Here is a 20,278-nt window from a genome sequence, read left to right on the forward strand (position 1 = left end):
AAAATAAAGAATAATTTCCTATCCCTATAAAAGCTCATCTACAAGGAGGTCGCAATGAAAAATCGCTTTACGATCGGAGAGATGGAAAAGCTTCATCATATCCCGATTAAAACGTTACGCTATTACGATGAAATTGGGCTATTTAAGCCGATAGAGGTAGATTCGAAAAGCGGATATCGCTATTATGCAGCTGAACAGTTTGAACTGCTTGATCTAATCTGCTATTTAAAAATGGTAGGTGTCCCTTTAAAAGAAATACAAAAGCAAGTTCAAAACCGTGAATTAAGCGACTTTTTGACACTGTTTTCTTCCTATAAAGAAGCCAATCTCCAAAAAATTAAGCAGCTGCAGCTTATGAATGAACGTTTAACAGCTCGAATTGACGAGTTAACAGAGGCTCAGCACATCCAAAATCTTGGCATCCCTTTTACAAAGAAAGTAGAAGCGCGCCGAATTATTGAAGTGAAGAACGATATTCGCTCGCTATATGATTTAGAATTATCACTTCGCCATGTGAAAAAGGATTTTCACCACGTTTCCCCTATTATTATTGGCAAGGTGGGATTAACGCTATCAGTCGAGGCTGCTAAACTAGGGAAGTATTTTGACTATAGCTCCGTCTTCTTATTAATAGAAGAAAGTGAATTTATCCACATGAAGGAGAATGCTTCTCGTCTCTTAGAAGAAGGCACGTATGCAAGTATTTATTTTCGAGAGCCCAAGGAGCAAACAACGATCTATTACGATCGATTGTTAGATTATGTGAAGACACATGAATATGAAACAGAGGGGCCCCTCATCGTTCGAGAGATTATCGATCAGTTTCTATCTAACCGCCCACAGGAGCACGTAACAGAAATTCAAGTAAAAGTTCGAAAAAAGGATTGACCCTACAGTTACTGGAGAGTTTATGATAAGACGTATATCTGTGAGTGACGTAGTTTAGATCATCGTCAACCTCTTAGATCGAAAGGATGTGTAAAATGTCACAACAAAATACGTGGGATCATTCAAAAGTAGGTAAGAGACGATTTCTGTCATTGGTTTTAATTTTAGGTTCACTATCAGCATTTGGACCTCTATCCATTGATATGTATTTACCATCACTACCAGCTTTGACGACAGACTTACATACCAATGCTTCCTCAGCACAGCTAAGCTTAACGGCATGTTTACTTGGTCTGGCATTTGGACAGCTGTTGGTTGGACCGTTTAGTGATATTAAGGGAAGAAGAAGGCCATTGATTGTAGCGCTATGTCTCTATTCGATTGCGTCTATTCTATGTGCTTTTGCTTCCTCAATATGGTTGTTAGTAGCGCTCAGGTTTTTGCAGGGAGTAACAGGGTCAGCTGGTATTGTTATTGCCAGAGCAAGCGTGCGGGATTTGTTTTCAGGCTCAGAGCTTACAAAATTTTTCTCGCTTCTTATGCTCGTTAACGGCGTAGCGCCTATCTTGGCACCAGTCATTGGTGGACAGCTTTTACAATTTATCTCGTGGAGAGGCGTATTTGTTGTCTTGTGTGTAATTGGAATCATCATGCTTTTATCAGTTGTATTTGGTCTTGAAGAGACGCTAAAGCCCAGCATGAGATCTGAGGGCGGCATAAAGAATATTTTTGGTGCCTTTTCTCAGCTTTTAAAAGATCGCTTATTTGTTGGCTATGCAATTATTCAAGGACTTATCACAGGTGCGATGTTTGCCTATATTTCAGGCTCACCGTTCGTCATACAGACAATTTTCGGCGCATCTCCACAGTTGTTTAGCGTTTTATTTGCGATTAATGGAATTGGAATTATCATTGCTTCGCAAATAACGGGGCGTTTGGCTGAAAAGCTAGGAGAAACCAAGCTGTTAGTAGCTGGTCTAATCTTTGCTGCGGTTGGAAGTATTCTACTACTTGCTGCAACTGTTTTTGGATTAGGAATGCTAGCAGTTTGCATTGGATTTTTCATGATTGTCTCAAGTGTTGGAATTGTGAATACTACCATTTTCTCTCTAGCTATGCAAAATCAGGAGCAAAACGCCGGAAGTGCTTCAGCTCTATTGGGATTATTGCAATTTGTTTTCGGAGCTGTCGCAGCTCCTTTAGTAGGTCTAGGTGGAGAAGGAACAGCGATTCCACTTGGAATTATTATTGCGGTTTGTGATGTAGGTGCACTGCTTCTATACGTGATATTCGTTAGGCGCGACCGTGTGGCTACGTCAAAACAATCCACATTAAATGCATAAGAAAAAATACCAGATCAATAGGGTCTGGTATTTTTCTTACATATGCTTCATTACAAGCTTTCCGACAACCTTTTGTAACGAGGTTTCTGTTTGGATACTACCAAAATTAATACCAAGCTGAATGGATGTTTGAGCTACCTCTGGTCGAATACCGGTTAAAATTGTTTTTACTCCTACCATACGTAACGAATCTACGAGTTGAAACAATTGTTGTGCAACCATCGTATCAACCATCACAACTCCTGATAGATCCATAATAAGAACAGAGATTTTAGCATGTACGCTTTGGTGTAGAGTGGATTCGAGAATGCTTTTCGCTCGGTTCGTATCGATATCGCCTATAAGTGGAAGCAGTCCGATCTGATTCGTCAACGTAATAACAGGCGCGCTTAATTCGCGAATTAGCGAGGCTTGAGCTGCTAATCGTTCCGTCACAATTTCCATAAATCGATTTGTAAACGTCTCCAATACGTAGTCAAGCGCGAAATTAATTTTACGTTCCCATCCAAAAATATCTGAGACATTTACATCCAGAGTGGTTTGCTCCACAAATTTTTGAACGTACATCCAGTAGACATGGCGAAAAACGCCTGAGTTCCTCACAACTTCAGATAAAGAAGTATTCGATTGAACTCGATCTGCTGCTGTTTTGTTGGTCCATTCCTCAATGGCTTTTTTCGTTTCGTCCTCTGAATGTATAAGGGTTTTGGCTACTAATCGTACATAGTTAGAGTTTTGTTCTCTTATTCGCTGAGCGACCTGCGGTGGTGCATCAGCTGAATAATCTGATCCCTTTTTCACTAACTGATACTTCATCCATTCATCCGTAAAGCTGGTAGCTTGAGAGACTAGAAACTCGTATAGTGCATAGCATTTCTCGTTCATAATTTCTCCTTATTCATTCAAGATATGGTTAATTCTATTTCATACTATCCACTACTAGAAGTCAATATTTAACTCTGACATTTCGCTTCGTATATCTGTATGTCTCTAAGCATCTAAGGGGAATTTATGAAAAAAAGCAAAAAAATTTTCTTTGACATGTTACTGACACATTGGCAGGTTACATTAATACATGTACAGAGCATGTACTATATCACTTATCACAAAAGATCCTTTAGGAGGAAGCACAAGTATGATGAAGAAAAAAGTAGTCACTTATGTACTTACAGGAGCTCTATCACTAGGTCTTATCGGTGCAGGCACGGCTTTTGCAGCATCGTCAAACGAAACACCAAAGCAAGAAGTAAAAGAAGTGCACGGATTTAATCATGGAATTGGTCATATGAACGGGCTTCATAATACAGAATTTTTGAAGAAGCAGGCTGAGAAATTAGGAATTAAAACAGCTGGAAAAGACACAAATACATTAATGCAAGAAGTACGAGATGCATTGATAAAGAAAGAAGCAAAGGAATTAGGAATTAGTACAACAGGAAAAGATTCAAAAACGGTCATGGAAGAAGTTCGTACGAAACGAGTTCAGAAGCAGGCTGAAAAGTTAGGGATTGATACAAAAGGAAAAACGGCTCAGCAGTTAGCACAGGCCATTCGTCAAGAGACAGTCACTAAAAAGGCAAAAGAATTAGGTATTAGCACGAGTGGAAAAGATTTAGAGACGCTAGCACAAGAAGTGTTTAAAGCACAAATAATGAAGCAAGCGAAGGCTCTTGGAGTTGATACGGCAAATAAGGATGTGCGTCAACTCGTTCAAGATGTACGTGAGGCACAAATCAAAAAAGATGCGAAAGCATTCGGCATTAGCACGGCTAATAAAGAAATTGAAGATGTAGCAAAAGAGGTTAGGGATCAAAAGATTGTGCAAACGGCTGAGAAGCTAGGAATTGACACGAAAGGAAAAACAGCTGAGGAGTTATTTCAGGAAGTAATGCTTAATCATGCTGATGAAGCAAAGGATCTTCAACTGTTCCCGTTTGACCATGAGGATGGAGACGGATTTTTTGGCGGGCCAGGTCATGGTGGTCACCCTGGCCACGGCGGACATCGTGGATTTAATCACTAAAAAAAGATGAGTTTTTAACGCAATATGATCAAAAAACTGACAATATAAGAATTTGATGTTTACCCATAAGTTTTTCTCTGTTACTTGGATAATAGATGAAACAAGGAAATTCTCCACTTCCCCCCCTTTTAGTGGAAAACTCCTTGTCCAATCAATATAAGAAAGGATGATTCTAAAAGACTTTTCCGTCTCTTTTGAATCATCCTCTTTTTTGATTATAATGAAATGGTAGGGAGTGGATAGTAATGAAACATATATTAGTGATTGAAGATGAATTAGCGATTAGTCAGGTATTAAAAGCCTATTTAACAAAAGCAGGGTTCAATGTCACACAGGTGTTTGATGGGAACGAAGCGATTGACGTCTTTGCTAAAAGTAATCCGTCTTTAGTTTTGTTAGATGTGATGCTCCCTGGGATAGATGGGTGGAGCATTTTAAAGCAAATACGTGAAAAAAGCTCTTGCCCAGTTATTATGCTCACTGCTCTTGGAGATGTGAATTACCGATTGTCTGGATTAAATGACGGAGCGGATGATTATATCACGAAGCCATTTGTAGGGGATGAAGTAGTGGCAAGAATTCAAGCTGTTTTAAGAAGGGCTCCGTATGTATCAGAGGAAAATGGAATAAAGCAGTTTGGAAGTTTGAAGATTGATGTAAAAGGCCATGTCGTCATGCTAAACGGTGTAGAGATCGATTTAACTCCACGTGATCTATCTCTGCTAGTTTTCCTAGCAGAGCGTCCAAATCGGACCTTTACAAGAGACGAACTAATTGACTGTGTATGGGGAATGGATTACGACGGAAGTGACCGTGCTGTTGACCTCTCGATTAAGCGGTTACGAAAGTCGCTACAAAATTGGCCGGTAACAGAGGGAGAAATCAAAACACTTCGGGGATTGGGGTATCAATTTTGTGTTCACGAAAAAAAATGAGAAAATAACGCTCTTAAAATATTGGACCACAAGGTATTTGGCGACTCTTTGTATTGGACTATTGGTTATTGGTATTTTATCTGTTTTATGGATTCGTCACAGTACATTGCAACACCGGCTCGATATTGCTAAGTTCTTGGCGGAGGAAACGGCTGATCGATTCGTAAGTAATATAGGTGGGGAACCGACACCTAGGGAAAAAGGCGGGAAAATTTTACGAGATCATGATAAAACGCTAGGTCTTGAAAAACCGTTTATTTATATTGTGAATAACGATGGAGATATTTTATCATCAAGTATACCAATGCGAGACGATGATCGAATGAGTTTCCGTTTTCCATCTTCTATCTTACAAAGTAAAAAAGAGATTCAAAAAGTAAATGCTTCAAATGATGAAATTTTTTATGCGGTAAAAGCACCGATTAAATCAAATAATGTTCAGCTTGGATCTGTTATTTTATTAATGGCGGAAAAAGATTTAGTAAAGGTGAACGAGGAATATCGCCTGCTTGGTATTATGCTCGTGAGCTTAGCCCTCTTAGGATGGCTGGCGATTTATTTATTAACGCGCCGACTTTCACGACCAATTCAAGATGTGGCGAGGGCGGCAAAGCAAGTTCAAGAAGGTAACTATGATATTCAGCTTCATCATGAAGTAAAGGAAAAAGAAGTGCATGAACTCGTATCATCTTTTAAAGAAATGACGAGCCGATTAGAAACGCTAGAGTCATTGCGAGCAGAGCTACTAGCTGGAGTTACCCATGAGCTTAAAACTCCCGTTACATCTATTAGTGGCCTTCTACAGGCGGTAAAGGACGATATTGTCGAAGGAGAAGAGGCAAAAGAGTTTTTAGCAATTTCGTTAAAAGAAGTAGGACGAATGCAAAAGATGGTCGCTGACTTATTGGAGTTCAATTCTTTTTCTGCAAATGCCCTTCCTGTTACGTTAGAGCTTCATGATGTAAACAGTGTCGTGAAAGAGATTGTATATCAATGGCAGGTGACACAGGAAGATGAGGAGATTAAAATCGATCTTCATTTACAAGATCAAAGTCAACAAGTCATGGTGGATACAACAAGACTTCAGCAAGTATTTATTAATTTACTAAACAACGCGAAGCAAGCGATGGAAGAGGAAAAGAGAATTGATATTACGATTCACCCACTCGTTCAAGGAGAAATTGCCATTGATGTCAGGGATCGTGGAGTTGGAATTCCTGAAGCAGAACAAGCATATGTGTTTGAACGATTTTTCCGAGGGGAAGGAAAGAAATTTAAGGTAAGGGGTCTCGGCTTAGGGTTGGCTTTTAGCAAAATGATTGCGAAGGCAATGAACGGCGATTTATTTTTAAAGGAAACGTCATCTAAGGGGACGACATTTACCATCATCATTTCAGCTGTCAATGAAACAAAGTAATCTCGCCTTGAGAGGGGCGAGATTATTTTTTTGAAAAAATAGCAAGAAACCTCTGTTTTGACGCACACCTGACACATTGAAGTTTTATAGTAAAGAAGTAATAAGTAGAGCCCCTATAAATCAGCCACCTATAGCCCAATAGGTGGCTGAAAAAATACACATACTTTCTTTTTACATACAATTATTTCGTTTATACAGGAGGAGTTAAAATGAAGAAAACGCGTAAAGCGCATTTATGGATTGGATTAATTACGTCTGTCTTTTTATTAATGGAAGCTATCACAGGGCTTGTTCTCTCAGAGCCTTGGCTTGTTGGACAACAAGGGCACGGAGAGGGAGAAGGACATCGATCAGCAATGATGGGATCAAGTTTTGCAGACGGAGGGAGCACGGCTCCTGCTGCGTCAACAGGGGAAAGTTCATTTCAAAAACCAAACTTTAAAGAAGGAGGGCCTGTAGCTTCATTGTATGGAACGATTCGTGGTCTTCATGAAGGAAAGTTAGGTGGAGCAAATATTAAATGGGTTATTGATATAGCAGCGCTAAGTATGATCTTCCTAACAGTTTCAGGCATCTATTTGTCTCTTAAAATTCTATTGGCACAGCGAAAGGTCAAACGCCGCAAGCTTCAAGCCGCTTTAGAATAAGAAAAAATCCCACCGAAGTGGGATTTTTTTAGTTTAGAACAATGACTTTAACATAGCGACGTCCCCATGATAGGGCAGCTTCTCTGTTTGGTACTAGAACGTCAATGATATGACCTTTAATCGCACCACCAGTATCACCAGCAATTGCTACACCATATCCTTCAACCCAAACTTTTTTACCTAGTGGAATAACAGAAGGGTCTACTGCGATAAGTTTTAAACCAGGTTGTTTAATGTTATAGCCTAAAGCTGAACGGAAGTTATTTCCGTTTGTCTCGTCTGGGCTATATGCCGTTGCTGAAACGTAGAACTCTTTACCATCAATATTCTCCTCAGATTGCTCATTGGATGATGAAGATGGTTGCGCCTTTGCCTGTGGCTGTTGTTGTGGTTCAGCCTGCTCTTTTGCTTGTGCCTGCTGCTTAGCTTTAGCAGCTTCACGTTCGGCATGCTTTTTCTTCTCAGCCTCTAACGCCTCACGAGCTTTTCTGGCTGTTTCAATAGCCTCAAGTCGAGCCTTTCTCGCTTCTTCCGCAGCAAGTGCTTTTGCGGCACGCTCCTGTGCTAATCGTTCTGCACGAGCTTTTGCTTCAGCCTGCTGACGTTTAATATTTTCTTGAATATTTTTCATTTCAGACTCAATTGTTGCTTGATCTTGCTTCGCTAACACAATTTGCTTTGAAATGTTACTGAAGTTTTTTTGTAGCGTTGTTAATGTTTCTTGTCGTTTTTGAAGATTTTGATTTAACTCAGCTTGTTTATTTGCTAAGTTGTCTTGTTCTTCCTCTAACACCTGCTCTTGCTTATCAATCGTTTTTTTATCTTCCTCAATTTGCTTTAAGTCAGCTTTTTGAGCATCTAGAATGTCGTTATCTGCGTTAAGTAACGTTGAAACGGCACTAGCACGCTGGATAAAGTCTGCAAAGCTATCAGAACTCATAATTGTATCAAGAACGAGATTAGCATGATCAGAGTGTTGAAGAGCTACTAGTCTCTCACGCATTACTTTTTCACGTGCAGAAACTTTGTCTTCTAACGCAACAATTTCCGCCTTTTTCTTTTCAATTAGCTTGTTCGCTGCGGAAATTTTCTCCTCAATGTTGTTTAGGTCATCTCTGTTATCCGAGATTGAGTTATGTAGTGAAAGCAATTCTTGTTGTATTTTCTGGATATCTTTATTAACGGCTTGTTTTTCTTGTTGTTTTTGTTTCACCATAGAACCTTTTTCTTGTAGCTTTTGTTCGGCATCCTTTAGTTTTTGTTGTTCTGACTCAGCAGCGTGAGCGACAACTGTACTGGATAATCCGACAAAGCTCATTAGAACTATTAAAAGCATACGCCTTATCATAATGGCATAAGCCCCCTTTCTATGCACATATAGTTATACCATAAGAATTGGAAATTAAATGTTACAAAACTATTAAAAATAAATGACCTCTATCAAACTAAAGCGTTAGTGCGTGAGTCATTTTACTCCCATTTCTCATGAACACCAAGTCCCCATCTTACCACGAGAAGAAAATTTTTCAAGTCCTACGACTTAAGTCATAAGCTTTGTGTTGGATGTTTGAGGGAGAAATAGGGTACGATGGAAAAGAAGAATGTACGCGTAAAATGATGACAGAAACTGAACATTGGAGAGGGTGGAAACGATGACGCACAATGAAGAAATTCGTTCACGGGTCTTAGAACTTGCAGAAACTTTAACAGACGAACAGCTTAATCAAAAGGTTCGTGATGATCAGTGGTCAATTATGCAGGTGATGGATCATTTGTATTTAATGGAGAAAAATCTTACGAATACGATGAAAAAAGTGCTCGAAGGTGGAGAAGAGCAGTCTGTTGATGATAAACCGATTCATTTAACAGTCGATCGTTCAAGAAAAGTGGATGCTCCGTCTTACGTAGTTCCATCAGATGAATTCATTACGCTTGATGAAATGAAGGATAAGCTGTATAAATCAAGACAAGCGTTGCAAGAATTCGAAGCCGAAACAAATGAAGAAAAGCGTCAAAAGAAAGCATTTCCTCATCCTGTTTTCGGATTGATGACGGTCAATCAGTGGATTCCGTTTATTGGCTATCACGAAGAGCGTCATTTAGAGCAGATGAAAGAAATTAAGCAGCACCTTCTCTAAAAGTCGATAGGCATTGATTTGGAAGAATCTAAAACATGAGGTTATGGCTGATTCGAAGCAGATGATTTGTTTACAAATAAAGGTCAACTTGATATGATTAACTCAATAACCAAAAGGGGAGCTAAGTATAACTTGGCTGAGAGGGCGCTTGTGAAGCGCCGACCCGATCGCCTGATCTGGATAATGCCAGCGGAGGTACATGGAATTGATCGTGAAAAGTCAAAGACTGCCTCTGGGGCAGTCTTTTTTGTTGTTTCAGTCAGGATAAATTTCACTAGGTAATCACTCCTTTTGGTAATGATAAAAATGAGGGGGAAACGAACATGACAGTTGTAAATGTAGGGTTTCAAGTTTTACCAACAGTTCCAGATCATATGAATAGCTACGAGGTAGTAGATAAAGCTATTGAAGTAGTACAGAGCTCAGGTGTGAAGTATGAGGTAGGAGCAATGGAGACGGTAATGGAGGGCGAGATGGATGAGCTTCTCGAAATCGTAAAAAAGGCGAAGCAAGCCTGTATAGATGCAGGAGCAAGCCAGGTTATGACTCACATTAAAATTCATTATCGTCCAGAAGGAGTTTCAATGGATGAAAAACTTGAAAAATACCGCTAACGTAAAACAAATCTTTCTTCCTTTAGGTGTGATCATCGCTTTACTCATCATATGGGAAGTAGCGGTTTCAGTTACGGGGATTGAAGAGTGGATTTTACCAAAGCCACATTCGATCTTTAAGGAAGTGTGGGATGTTAGGGACCTACTTATTCTACATAGTGCTCAAACCATCTACGAAACGTTAATTGGTCTTGCCTTATCCCTAGGAGCGGGCGTTTTAACTGCGACACTGATCGATATGAGCTCAAAACTTCGGCAGGCCATTTATCCACTGCTGGTGATCTCACAAACGATTCCAATCATCGCGCTTGCACCACTTTTAGTGATGTGGTTTGGCTATGGCATGTTGCCGAAAGTATTGGTTATTATGCTTGTTTGTTTCTTTCCTATCGCGATTAGCTTGGCAGATGGATATCGATTGGTAGATCGTGATATGATTCGCGTTCTTCAATCAATGGGCGCAAGTCGCTTGCAAATTTTCAAAATGGTGAAAATTCCAGCGGCGCTTCCTTCCTTTTTTACAGGATTACGCATTGCCGGAACATACAGCGTAATGGGAGCCGTCATTGGTGAATGGTTAGGAGCAAGTGAAGGACTAGGTATTTTGCTCACTAGATCCTCACAATCCTTTTTAACAACGCGTGTATTTGCCACGATTTTCGTTATCGTTGTGCTGAGTCTCATTATTTATGGACTAATTGAGATGATTGCAAAATGGACGATGCCGTGGCGAAAAAATAATCAGATGTAGGAAGCTAGAAGGAGAAAAAAATGAATAAGACAATTAAGATCATGATAGGGATGCTGTTAGTTCTTTCTGTTTTCTTGTCTGCTTGTGGGAAAAAAGAAAGCAGCAATGACGGTGGAAAAACAGGATCACAAGAAATTACGGTCGTTTTAGATTGGTTTCCAAATACAAACCATACAGGGTTATATGTAGCAAAGGAAAAAGGCTATTTCAAAGACCAAGGCTTGAAGGTGCGAATTATCCAGCCGGGCGAGAACAGCTCAGCTGATCAGCTAGTTGCGTCAGGAAAAGCTGATTTTGGTATTAGCTATCAAGAAAACATTACCCAAGCAAGAACACAAGGTATTCCAATTAAATCGATTGGTGCCATTATTCAGCACAACACATCAGGATTTGCTTCTCTTAAAAAAGATAAGATTAAAACGGTAAAGGATTTTGAAGGCAAGCGCTACGGTGGATGGGGTGCACCTTCTGAAGAAGCAACGTTAAAAGCCGCAATGGAAAAGAACGGTGGCGATTATTCAAAGGTGAAAAATGTCACGCTAGGTGCCGTAGACTTCTTTAAATCGATCGGCCGAGACGCTGATTTTGAGTGGATTTATTATGGATGGGACGGGATTGAGGCGGAACGCCAAGGAAAAGAAATTAACTTCATCCCTGTTAAAGACTTAGACCCAGCGCTTGATTACTATACGCCTGTTATTGCGACAAGCGATAAGCTTGCTAAAAATAACCCAGCCGTGGCGAAAAAGTTCATGGCCGCTACAGCAAAAGGCTATGAATACGCGATTAAAAATCCTGACGAAGCAGCGAATTCCTTATTAAAAGGAGCACCAGAGCTGAACAAAGAGTTAGTAAAGAAATCACAAAAATGGTTGTCTACTCAGTATCAGGCTGATGCAAAGCAGTGGGGAATTCAAAAGAAATCAGTATGGAGTAACTATGCTGACTGGATGTACAAACGAAAGCTGATTCAGAAAAAGCTTGATGTAAAGGATGCCTTTACAAATGAATTTTTACCAAAATCGTAATTCCTTGCAGTACGCTTTGTAAAGAACAAATAAAGGGAGAAGTAAGATGATAGGTGAACGGAAGCTTCAAGTAAGAGGCGTTCAAAAAAAGTTTGAAACTATTCAAGCGGTTCAAGATGTGGATCTTCACGTAAAAAAGAGTGAATTCGTGAGCATTATTGGTCCGAGCGGCTGTGGGAAAAGTACGATTCTTGATATGATCGCAGGACTTACCACACCTGATTCGGGAGAAATTCTTTTGGATGAAGAAAGCGTGTCTGGAAAGAGAGGACACGTCGCATATATGCCACAAAAGGACGTATTGTTCCCTTGGAGAACGGTTCTTGAGAATGTGATGGTCCCACTTGAAGTGGCAGGAGTAAATAAAAGAAAGGCTCGGGAAGAAGCGGCCCAGTTACTCCCTACTTTTGGGTTATCCGAATTTGAGGATCGTTATCCGGGAGAATTATCCGGCGGTATGAGGCAGCGTGCTTCCTTTTTACGTACATATCTATGTAAAAAAGACCTATTGCTTCTTGATGAACCGTTCGGGAAGCTTGATGCTTTAACACGTCTTCAAATGCAGCAATGGCTTTTAGAAATTTGGGGACAGTTTAAGCAGTCTGTCCTTTTAATCACGCATGATATCGATGAAGCCATTCTTTTATCAGATCGCATTTACGTATTATCACCGCGGCCAGGAAAAATAATTGCTGAAGTAAACGTGGATCTACCTAGGCCACGTGCTTCTAAAATAACGACGTCAGCTGATTTTACAGCGATTAAATCACAGATTTTGGACGATTTGACGGAACATTAAATGAAAGAGAGTCATTCCATTTGTTTATGGAATGGCTCTTTTTTTGGAAAAAAGATGGTTGTTTACAGAAATCATCCTGCTTTTTTACAAGGATGAAATTATTTCTTAACAAATCTATACAAAGAGTTAATAGGCGCTTTAAAAAGGTTTTATAGGATAGAAATTGAGAAAGATAAGTGAATAAATAACTCGGTTAGAGAACAGAGAAACCACACAAATCCATAGGCGTGTCGCAACACATCTATTGTATTTCGTGTGGTTTTTTATATGATCGCTCTATCTGCTTGGAGGTAAGAGGAATGGATGTACACGAAGAATTTTTACGTCGATTGCATAAAGATCGGCTCATCGCCTCAATTAAAGATCCAAAAAGCTTTGATTATTTTTTGGAAACAAATATTCAATTAGCTTTTCTTTTAATGGGAAACATAAGCGTAATTAAACGATATGTAGATGCCCTAAAAAGAGAGAATCGCTTTGTCTTTCTACACATTGAAAAAATCCCAGGCATCAGCTATGACCGAGAAGGCTTAAAGTTCATTGCAAATTTTGTAAAGCCGACGGGAATTGTTAGTACAAAGAGTTCTCTTATTCAATTAGCTAAAAAGGAAGGGCTGCTCACGATTCAACGCTTGTTTTTAGTGGATACAGATGCTGTGGCACATGGTCTAAAAGTTGCAAATGATATTCAGCCGGACGCGTTAGAGCTTATGCCCGGACTGATTCCTGAGATGGTGATGAAAGTTCGTGAAGAAGCATCTGTTCCAATTATTACAGGTGGACTGATTCGAAATAAAAGACAAGCAGAGGCCGCTTTAGAAAGCGGAGCTGCGGCTATTTCAACTGGAAGCCCGCGGCTATGGAAATCTGCATTCAAATAAATGAATACCCGATAATGGAAAGGGGATTACGAACATGAAAAAAGTTGAATTAGCAAACGTAAGCAAATCTTACGATAAAAAGAACAATATTATTGAAAATATAAATGTAACGATTGAACCTGGAGAATTTTTCGTGTTAGTTGGGCCATCAGGCTGCGGTAAAAGTACAATGCTCCGTATGATTGCAGGTCTTGAAGAAGTCACGGGTGGAGATCTGTTAATTGGTGAAAAGCGTGCAAACGAGCTCCCACCGAGTCAGCGAGATTTATCAATGGTTTTCCAAAGCTATGCGCTTTATCCACATTTAACAGTAGAGCAAAACATTACGTTTGGGCTGCATACGAAAAACGTCTCAAAACAAGAGCAAAAAAAGCGCTGTGAAGAAGCTGCTGAAATGCTTGGCTTAACGGACTATTTAAAGCGCAAGCCTCGTCAGCTTTCAGGTGGTCAACGACAGCGTGTTGCCCTTGCTCGTGCTATTGTGACTCATTCACCGATCTGCTTAATGGATGAGCCATTATCAAACTTAGATGCGAAGCTTCGTGCAAAAATGCGCTCTGAAATTCGTCAAATCCAACGCAAGCTCGGTATTACGATGATCTACGTGACGCATGACCAAACAGAGGCGATGACAATGGCGGATCGTATGATGATTTTAAATGGTGGTCACATTCAACAAGTAGGTCGACCATTAGACATTTATAATGCACCGAACAATACGTTTGTGGCGTCCTTTATCGGTGGACCTCCGATGAACTTAACGAATGCAAAAGCTGATTCAACGGGTTTACATTTACAGGACAACCGTACAATGCCGCTTTCACCAGCCATTGCATCAGCGCTTCCAAATGAGGTAACGGTTGGCGTACGTCCTGAAAAAATTCAGCTTGCAGATCGTGACCAAACGACGTTAATTGTAGAAATTGCAAACGTTGAAATTTTAGGAACAGAAACGTTAATTACGTTTGAAATTGGGAACGGAGAACAGTGGATTGCAAAATGGAACGGTCAGTGGAACGTAAAAATTGGTGAGCGTATGCCTATTTACATCGATGAAAAAGATTTATTCTTGTTCGATGCTGAGACTGGCGCATGTCTTTACCATCAAGCTGAGCGTACGGAAAGCTTATCGTTAGAGGGGGCATCCGTATGAATGTGACAGAACCGATTCAAGCTGAACGCACAGAAAAGGTGAAGAAGACGCGGACGGTGCCAGCAGCAGTAGCGGGATTTGGGTATTTATTGCCATCAATTTTACTGTTTGGTGTCTTTCTGTTCTATCCGATGCTACGCACGATTTATTTAAGTTTTTTCCGTACGGATACGCAGGGAAATCCGCTTCGCTTTATCGGACTTGATAATTTTACTCTTTTATTTCAGTCACCAAGCTTTTTGAACAGCATGAAAGCGACATTTCTATTCGTGCTAATAACAGTTCCAATTGGAATTGTGCTCGCACTTGCCCTAGCATTACTTGCGAATGAGAAGGTACGCGGAATTGGTTTTTTCCGTACGATGTTCTCTTCTACGATGGGGATGAGCGTTGCCGCATCTTCTGTCATTTGGGCATTTATGTATAACCCAGCAATTGGTGTGATTAATAAAATCCTAAACGTATTTGGTATTGGCGATGTTCAATGGTTGCTTGATCCGAAGTTTGCGCTTCTATCTGTGGCAATTTCAACGATTTGGATGAACACAGGATTTGCGTTTCTCATTTTACTTGGGGGCTTGCAAAACATTGATGATCAGCTTTATGAAAGTGCTCGAATTTCCGGTGTTGGTTACTGGTATCAGTTACGTAAGATTACAATTCCAATGCTTTCACCGACGTTGTTTTTCATTATTACTGTATCAATGATCAACGCATTTCAAACGTTTGGACAAATTGATATTTTAACAAAAGGTGGACCGATGGATTCAACAAACGTTATCGTGTATTCCATCTACAAAGACGCATTTATCAACTACAACGTAGGATCAGCAAGTGCTCAGGCAGTGATTTTATTCTTTGTTATTCTTGTTGTGACAATCCTTCAATTTAAAGTAGGAGAAAGGAAGGTGCATTATCAGTGAGAAAAGCCAAGCAGCCTTTACTATATTTATTACTAATCGTGGCTACAGTTGTGATGATGTTTCCGATCGCCTACGCATTTTTAATCAGTTTTATGAGCGGTGGGGAAGTTCTTCAAGGTCATCTTTGGCCGAAGAATTTTAACTTGGATAATTATAAAGCAGCCTTTGAACAAGTACCGCTGCTCGGATATTTATGGAACAGTTTCTTTACATCACTACTGGTGATGATCGGTCAGCTTGTTGTTTGTAGTTTAGCGGCTTTTGCATTTGTATTTATTTCGTTTAAAGGCCGAGACGCTATTTTCTTTTTATTCATTTCAACGATGATGATTCCGTGGGAAGCAACAATGGTACCAAACTTCTGGACGGTCCAAAAATTTGGCTGGTTGAACACGTATGCTGGATTAACGATTCCGTTCTTTGCGCTAGCATTCGGAACATTTCTACTACGTCAGCAGTTTAAAACCATTCCAAAAGATTTGTATGAAGCATCTCAAGTGGCTGGAATTAGCCGATTCCGCTTTTTCTGGAATGTTGTATTACCTGTTTCAAAAACGAGTCTTGTAACGCTTGGAATATACAGCTTTTTAACAACGTGGAATACGTATTTATGGCCGCTGCTTGTGACAAACAATGAAAAGGTTCGAACAGTACAGATCGGTCTGAAGCAAATGCAGTCTCAAGAGATTTCAACAGAATGGGGCGTAGTAATGGCAGCTGTTGTCATTGTCATCATTCCTACTCTCTTATTGTTGTTCCTTGGACAGAAGCATTTCCAAAAAGGTCTTACACAAGGGGCCGTTAAATAAGGGAGGCAAAAGGATGAAGAAGCTGCTGATTATCGTTTCATCACTATGCCTATTACTTCTAGGAGCTTGCTCAAACGGAAGTTCAGATGAAGCGAAGGCGAAGCAATCGTCAGGTAAGACACAGGTTATCTTTTGGCATGCGATGAGTGGAGATCTTGAAAAAACGCTGAATCAAATCGTGAAGAAATACAATGCATCCCAAGATAAAGTAGAAGTAAAGCCAGTCTTTCAAGGAACATATGAAGAGGCATTAACAAAGTTTAATACAGTAGCTGGAACAAAAGATGCACCAACGATTATGCAAACATTTGAGGTTGGAACGAAGTATATGATGAATACCCATAAAATCCAGCCGATTCAAAAGTTTATCGACCAAGATCATTATGATACATCGGTATGGGAGAAAAACATTGCGAACTATTATAAAGTTGGCGACAAGCAATACTCGATGCCGTTTAATTCGTCTTCACCAGTTCTTGTATACAACAAGGATGCGTTTAAAAAAGCAGGGTTAGACCCAAATAAACCACCGAAGACATACAGTGAATTAAAAGAGACAGCACGAAAGCTGACTCAGAAAGACGGAAAGCGTACGACTCAATACGGATTCTCGATTCTTAACTACGGTTGGTTCTTTGAAGAGCTGTTAGCGAACCAAGGTGGACTATATGTAAACAAAGGCAATGGTCGAGATGGAAACGCAACAAAGGCCACGTTTGCAGGAGAAAAAGGACAGCGTGTCTTTAACCTCATTCATGATATGTATAAGGAAGGCACGTTCTATAATGCAGGTCAAAACTGGGATGATATGAGAGCGGCTTTCCAATCAGGCAAAATGTCTATGTTCCTTGATTCTTCTGCTGGTATTCGTGCATTAGTGGATAATTCACCTTTTGAAGTAGGAGTAGCGGATCTTCCGGTACCAGATGGGGTGAAAAATCAAGGTGTTGTCATGGGCGGAGCCTCACTATGGATGTCTAAAGGTGAAGGTATTTCAACTAAAGAACAGAAAGCTGCATGGGACTTTATGAAATATCTATCAACTCCAAAAGTACAAGCAAAATGGCACGTTGAATCGGGATACTTTGCGACAAATCCAAAGGCATATAATGACCCAATGGTTCAAAAAGAATGGAAGAAGTATCCTCAGCTGAAAAAGACGGTTGATTTGCTTCACCAAACAAAATCAACGAAAGCAACGCAAGGAGCGCTCATCTCTGTGTTCCCGCAGTCACGACAAAACGTTGTAACGGCAATGGAATCCATTTATCAAGGAATGGATCCAATAGAAGTATTAAAACAGGCACAAGAAGGAACAAACTTTGCCCTCGAATCAGCAAATCGCTAGAGGGAACAAGTTTCAAATGACGAAATATAAAACAAACGAAAAATAGAAGAAGCTGACAGCGATCGTCAGCTTCTTTCTGCGAAAGGGGATCATTCGTCGATGTCAAACGATCTTATTATTTACGCCCACCGAGGATATAGTGGGCGCTATCCAGAAAATACGATGGCAGCCTTTAAAGCAGCTTATGAAACAGATGCTCAGGGGATTGAGCTAGACGTTCAACTGACGAAGGACGGAGAAGTCGTTATTATTCATGATGAAAAAATTGACCGAACGACGAACGGAACAGGTTATGTGAAAGATTATACGTATGAAGAGCTCTCTAAGTTTGATGCCGGAAGCTGGTTTGATCCTTCATTTACAAACGAACGTATTCCGCGCTTGGAATCATTTCTGAAATGGGTGACGGAACAAGATAAACCAATGATGATCAATCTAGAATTGAAAACGGATTTGTTTGACTATCAAGGAATTGAACAGAAGGTACTAACGTTGATTGAAGAAGCGGGACTCAAACAGCGAATTATCATATCCTCATTTAATTTTGATACTCTAAAGCGCGTAAGAGAGTTAGACAAAGATATTGCCATTGGCGTTTTGTTTGAGGGGATCGATGAGGAGAAAATTGGACAAGCGCGCTCAATCCATGCGGAAGCGCTGCACTGTGATCAAAGCTTTGCACTTTCAAAAAGTGGGGTAGAGGCCATCGAACAAGGTTTGAATTTACGCGTATATACGGTGAACAATCATGAAGATTTTGGTCCATTACAAACGGCAAATGTTCAAATTGTGATGACGGACTATCCTGAAAAGCAGTCGTAGCGACGACTGCTTTTTTTTAATGTGTGTCACCACCGACAGCTTTGATATCTTCTTCAACTGTTAGAGCTGTTTCTACCGATGATTGTAATCCTGCTACGATCATTTCTAACGACATGCTTGGCTTTCCAGGGTATCTGACGGCTTGTTCAGGAATAAACGGGATGTGAATAAATCCACCCTTAACGTCTTTATCTTTAATATGGTGCATAAGCCCATAAAAAAGATGATTACATACGTACGTTCCTGCCGTGTGTGAAACGTGGCCGGGAATACCTTTTGTAGTCAGATCGCGTACAATGGCTTTGATAGGTAAGGAAGACCAGTAACCAACAGGCCCGCCATCAACAATCGGCTGATCAATAGGCTGTTGTCCCTCATTGTCGGGAATACGAGCATCATCAATGTTAATCGCCACACGTTCGATACTAATACGATCTCGGCCTCCAGCTTGTCCAACACAAATGACCACACTAGGTTCTAATTCATCAATATATGTTTTTAACAGCGAAATAGATTGGTGAAAAACAGTCGGAAGGGGCTTGGAAATGACGGTATGATCTACAATCTGTGTTTGATGTAACTGCTTTACGGCTTCAAGCGATGGATTAATTTTTTCACCGTCAAATGGTTCAAATCCTGTAAGTAATATCGTCTTCATCTGCACACATTCCCCCTGATCTTCGTTGTTATGTTAAATTTTACTAGAAAAATGAGCGAAGGAGTACAATATTTTTAAAAAAGTGTGAAATTTTTAAAAAATAGTAGATTTATGCAAACGATTTCATTTACACTTATAGGGAGAAACAATAACTCTTTTATTGAGGAGAGTATTGCATACAACAAGTGTGAAGTTACGCTGAAGGAGAATTGCATAATGAGTAAATTTAGGAGTTTTGCTTTAAGAAGAATGTCGTTCAAACACATTATGGAAACGGTAAATGCTAGATTCATATTTATCTTGCTGCAACATGTTTTGGTAGGAAGCCTCATCGCGTTTCCGCTCGTGATTCAAGTTTCAAAGGCTACACCTGAAACGTTGACGAGCTTAGCCTTTCCGAAGTTAAGCAGTAGTGACACGTGGGTTCAAGAGCTTCCTAAATGTACGATTAATGATAAGAAGCTGAACTGTGAGGATGACAAAAGCAAAGACATACAAAAGGGGAATGAACATATTTTAGTTAATCCAGCATCCGGATGGGAAAAAAAAGTGAAGGAAAATGACGCTTATCTTGCTTTCCACAAACGATACATGAGCGTTTCCTCTCATGGAATTAACGTCACGGTTCCGTATGGATCAGATAATTTCTTTAATCAAAAGAGTGGCAAGGAGCTGTTAGAACAGGTAGCACAAACGGCAAAACCACAGCTTATTTTGCCGGCCATGCAATTCCTTTACCCACTCTCAATTGTCATGAATATGATCTTTATCGCAATCGTTTCACTTTTTGCATTGCCAATGAACTTCAGAGCACGAGTGAAGCTGAAGTACAAACAAATTTTCTCTATGCTGTCCTACGCCGCGACTATACCAGCTCTTATTGCGTTTGCCGTCGGTAGTTTCATTTCCGCAGCTTTTGTTTATACCATTTATAATTTCGGATTAATTTTCTTGGCTTACTTTTTATTTAGAAAATATTTGCGATGAGACTTTTTGCTTACAGATCAGAGGGTGTACTCCTTTGATCTGTAACAAAAGCATGATAATAGTGTAAGACAAACGAAGGATAGAATTTTCGGAAAATGAAAAAAATTCAATTGA

21 protein-coding genes and 1 riboswitch are annotated in these 20,278 nt (G+C 40.0%); of the genes, 18 read left to right on the plus strand and 3 right to left on the minus strand.

Annotation, left to right across the window (positions count from 1 at the left end; genetic code table 11):
* Positions 1–54: 54 nt before the first annotated feature.
* Together IE339_RS01995 and IE339_RS02000 are read left to right on the plus strand one after the other, a co-directional pair.
* Complete coding sequence (locus tag IE339_RS01995) at positions 55–888, plus strand: MerR family transcriptional regulator (RefSeq protein WP_242173129.1); 834 nt, start codon at positions 55–57, stop codon at positions 886–888.
* Positions 889–1,040: 152 nt separating this feature from the next.
* Positions 1,041–2,231: a multidrug effflux MFS transporter gene (locus IE339_RS02000; RefSeq protein WP_242176083.1), complete on the plus strand. Its 1,191-nt coding sequence runs from the start codon at positions 1,041–1,043 to the stop codon at positions 2,229–2,231.
* 36 nt (positions 2,232–2,267) lie between these two features.
* Here IE339_RS02000 and IE339_RS02005 read toward each other — a convergent pair whose 3' ends face one another.
* On the minus strand, positions 2,268–3,116 hold the full coding sequence (locus IE339_RS02005; RefSeq protein ID WP_242173131.1) for an STAS domain-containing protein: 849 nt from the start codon (positions 3,114–3,116) through the stop codon (positions 2,268–2,270).
* Between the two features lie 250 nt (positions 3,117–3,366).
* On the opposite strand from IE339_RS02005, the gene IE339_RS02010 reads away from it, so the two are divergent.
* The 4 genes from IE339_RS02010 (at position 3,367) to IE339_RS02025 (ending at position 7,253) form a co-directional block, all read left to right on the plus strand.
* Positions 3,367–4,254 carry a hypothetical protein gene (locus IE339_RS02010; protein WP_242173133.1) on the plus strand — a complete coding sequence of 296 codons (888 nt, stop codon included), beginning with the start codon at positions 3,367–3,369 and terminating at the stop codon, positions 4,252–4,254.
* Between the two features lie 245 nt (positions 4,255–4,499).
* On the plus strand, positions 4,500–5,189 hold the full coding sequence (locus IE339_RS02015; protein ID WP_053403135.1) for a response regulator transcription factor: 690 nt from the start codon (positions 4,500–4,502) through the stop codon (positions 5,187–5,189).
* Positions 5,170–6,606 (plus strand): HAMP domain-containing sensor histidine kinase, encoded by a 1,437-nt coding sequence (locus IE339_RS02020; RefSeq protein ID WP_242173135.1) that lies wholly within the window; start codon positions 5,170–5,172, stop codon positions 6,604–6,606. The genes IE339_RS02015 and IE339_RS02020 overlap by 20 nt, the downstream gene beginning before the upstream one ends.
* Before the next feature lie 209 nt (positions 6,607–6,815).
* Positions 6,816–7,253 (plus strand): PepSY-associated TM helix domain-containing protein, encoded by a 438-nt coding sequence (locus IE339_RS02025; RefSeq protein WP_242173137.1) that lies wholly within the window; start codon positions 6,816–6,818, stop codon positions 7,251–7,253.
* Between the two features lie 28 nt (positions 7,254–7,281).
* Here the strand turns inward: IE339_RS02025 and IE339_RS02030 are convergent, their stop codons facing one another.
* Positions 7,282–8,601: a PcsB-like coiled-coil domain-containing protein gene (locus tag IE339_RS02030; RefSeq protein WP_242173139.1), complete on the minus strand. Its 1,320-nt coding sequence runs from the start codon at positions 8,599–8,601 to the stop codon at positions 7,282–7,284.
* Between the two features lie 304 nt (positions 8,602–8,905).
* Here IE339_RS02030 and IE339_RS02035 point away from each other — a divergent pair, with 304 nt between their 5' ends.
* The 11 genes from IE339_RS02035 to IE339_RS02085 all read left to right on the plus strand — a co-directional run bounded on the left by IE339_RS02035 (position 8,906) and on the right by IE339_RS02085 (position 18,519).
* Positions 8,906–9,391, plus strand: coding sequence for a DinB family protein (locus IE339_RS02035; protein WP_242173141.1), 486 nt, complete (start codon positions 8,906–8,908; stop codon positions 9,389–9,391).
* Between the two features lie 104 nt (positions 9,392–9,495).
* Positions 9,496–9,606: riboswitch (TPP riboswitch) on the plus strand.
* Positions 9,607–9,714: 108 nt separating this feature from the next.
* Complete coding sequence (locus IE339_RS02040) at positions 9,715–10,005, plus strand: thiamine-binding protein (protein WP_397428590.1); 291 nt, start codon at positions 9,715–9,717, stop codon at positions 10,003–10,005.
* Entirely contained in the window at positions 9,980–10,756 is a 777-nt protein-coding gene (locus tag IE339_RS02045; protein WP_242173143.1) for an ABC transporter permease, read from the plus strand. The genes IE339_RS02040 and IE339_RS02045 overlap by 26 nt, the downstream gene beginning before the upstream one ends.
* A gap of 20 nt (positions 10,757–10,776) precedes the next feature.
* Positions 10,777–11,784 (plus strand): ABC transporter substrate-binding protein, encoded by a 1,008-nt coding sequence (locus IE339_RS02050; protein ID WP_242173146.1) that lies wholly within the window; start codon positions 10,777–10,779, stop codon positions 11,782–11,784.
* 46 nt (positions 11,785–11,830) lie between these two features.
* Positions 11,831–12,583, plus strand: a complete 753-nt coding sequence (locus tag IE339_RS02055; RefSeq protein ID WP_242173148.1) for an ABC transporter ATP-binding protein — start codon at positions 11,831–11,833, stop codon at positions 12,581–12,583.
* A 299-nt stretch (positions 12,584–12,882) separates the two neighbouring features.
* Positions 12,883–13,464, plus strand: a complete 582-nt coding sequence (locus IE339_RS02060) for a glycerol-3-phosphate responsive antiterminator (RefSeq protein ID WP_242173150.1) — start codon at positions 12,883–12,885, stop codon at positions 13,462–13,464.
* Between the two features lie 34 nt (positions 13,465–13,498).
* Entirely contained in the window at positions 13,499–14,617 is a 1,119-nt protein-coding gene (locus IE339_RS02065) for an ABC transporter ATP-binding protein (RefSeq protein WP_242173153.1), read from the plus strand.
* Positions 14,614–15,540 carry a carbohydrate ABC transporter permease gene (locus IE339_RS02070; protein WP_242173155.1) on the plus strand — a complete coding sequence of 309 codons (927 nt, stop codon included), beginning with the start codon at positions 14,614–14,616 and terminating at the stop codon, positions 15,538–15,540. The genes IE339_RS02065 and IE339_RS02070 overlap by 4 nt, the downstream gene beginning before the upstream one ends.
* Positions 15,541–15,593: 53 nt before the next feature.
* The gene (locus IE339_RS02075; protein WP_242176084.1) at positions 15,594–16,349 is read left to right on the plus strand and encodes a carbohydrate ABC transporter permease; all 756 of its coding nucleotides are present in this window, start codon (positions 15,594–15,596) and stop codon (positions 16,347–16,349) included.
* Between the two features lie 13 nt (positions 16,350–16,362).
* Positions 16,363–17,697, plus strand: coding sequence for an ABC transporter substrate-binding protein (locus IE339_RS02080; RefSeq protein WP_242173157.1), 1,335 nt, complete (start codon positions 16,363–16,365; stop codon positions 17,695–17,697).
* Between the two features lie 99 nt (positions 17,698–17,796).
* Positions 17,797–18,519, plus strand: coding sequence for a glycerophosphodiester phosphodiesterase (locus tag IE339_RS02085; RefSeq protein ID WP_242173158.1), 723 nt, complete (start codon positions 17,797–17,799; stop codon positions 18,517–18,519).
* Between the two features lie 16 nt (positions 18,520–18,535).
* Here IE339_RS02085 and pcp read toward each other — a convergent pair whose 3' ends face one another.
* Positions 18,536–19,177, minus strand: a complete 642-nt coding sequence (pcp, locus tag IE339_RS02090) for a pyroglutamyl-peptidase I (RefSeq protein WP_242173160.1) — start codon at positions 19,175–19,177, stop codon at positions 18,536–18,538.
* Between the two features lie 216 nt (positions 19,178–19,393).
* Between pcp and IE339_RS02095 the strand changes: the two genes are divergently transcribed.
* On the plus strand, positions 19,394–20,164 hold the full coding sequence (locus IE339_RS02095) for a DUF1189 family protein (protein ID WP_053403119.1): 771 nt from the start codon (positions 19,394–19,396) through the stop codon (positions 20,162–20,164).
* Positions 20,165–20,278: the final 114 nt, after the last annotated feature.

Source organism: Priestia koreensis (assembly GCF_022646885.1).
In the GTDB taxonomy this organism is placed as follows: domain Bacteria; phylum Bacillota; class Bacilli; order Bacillales; family Bacillaceae_H; genus Bacillus_AG; species Bacillus_AG koreensis_A.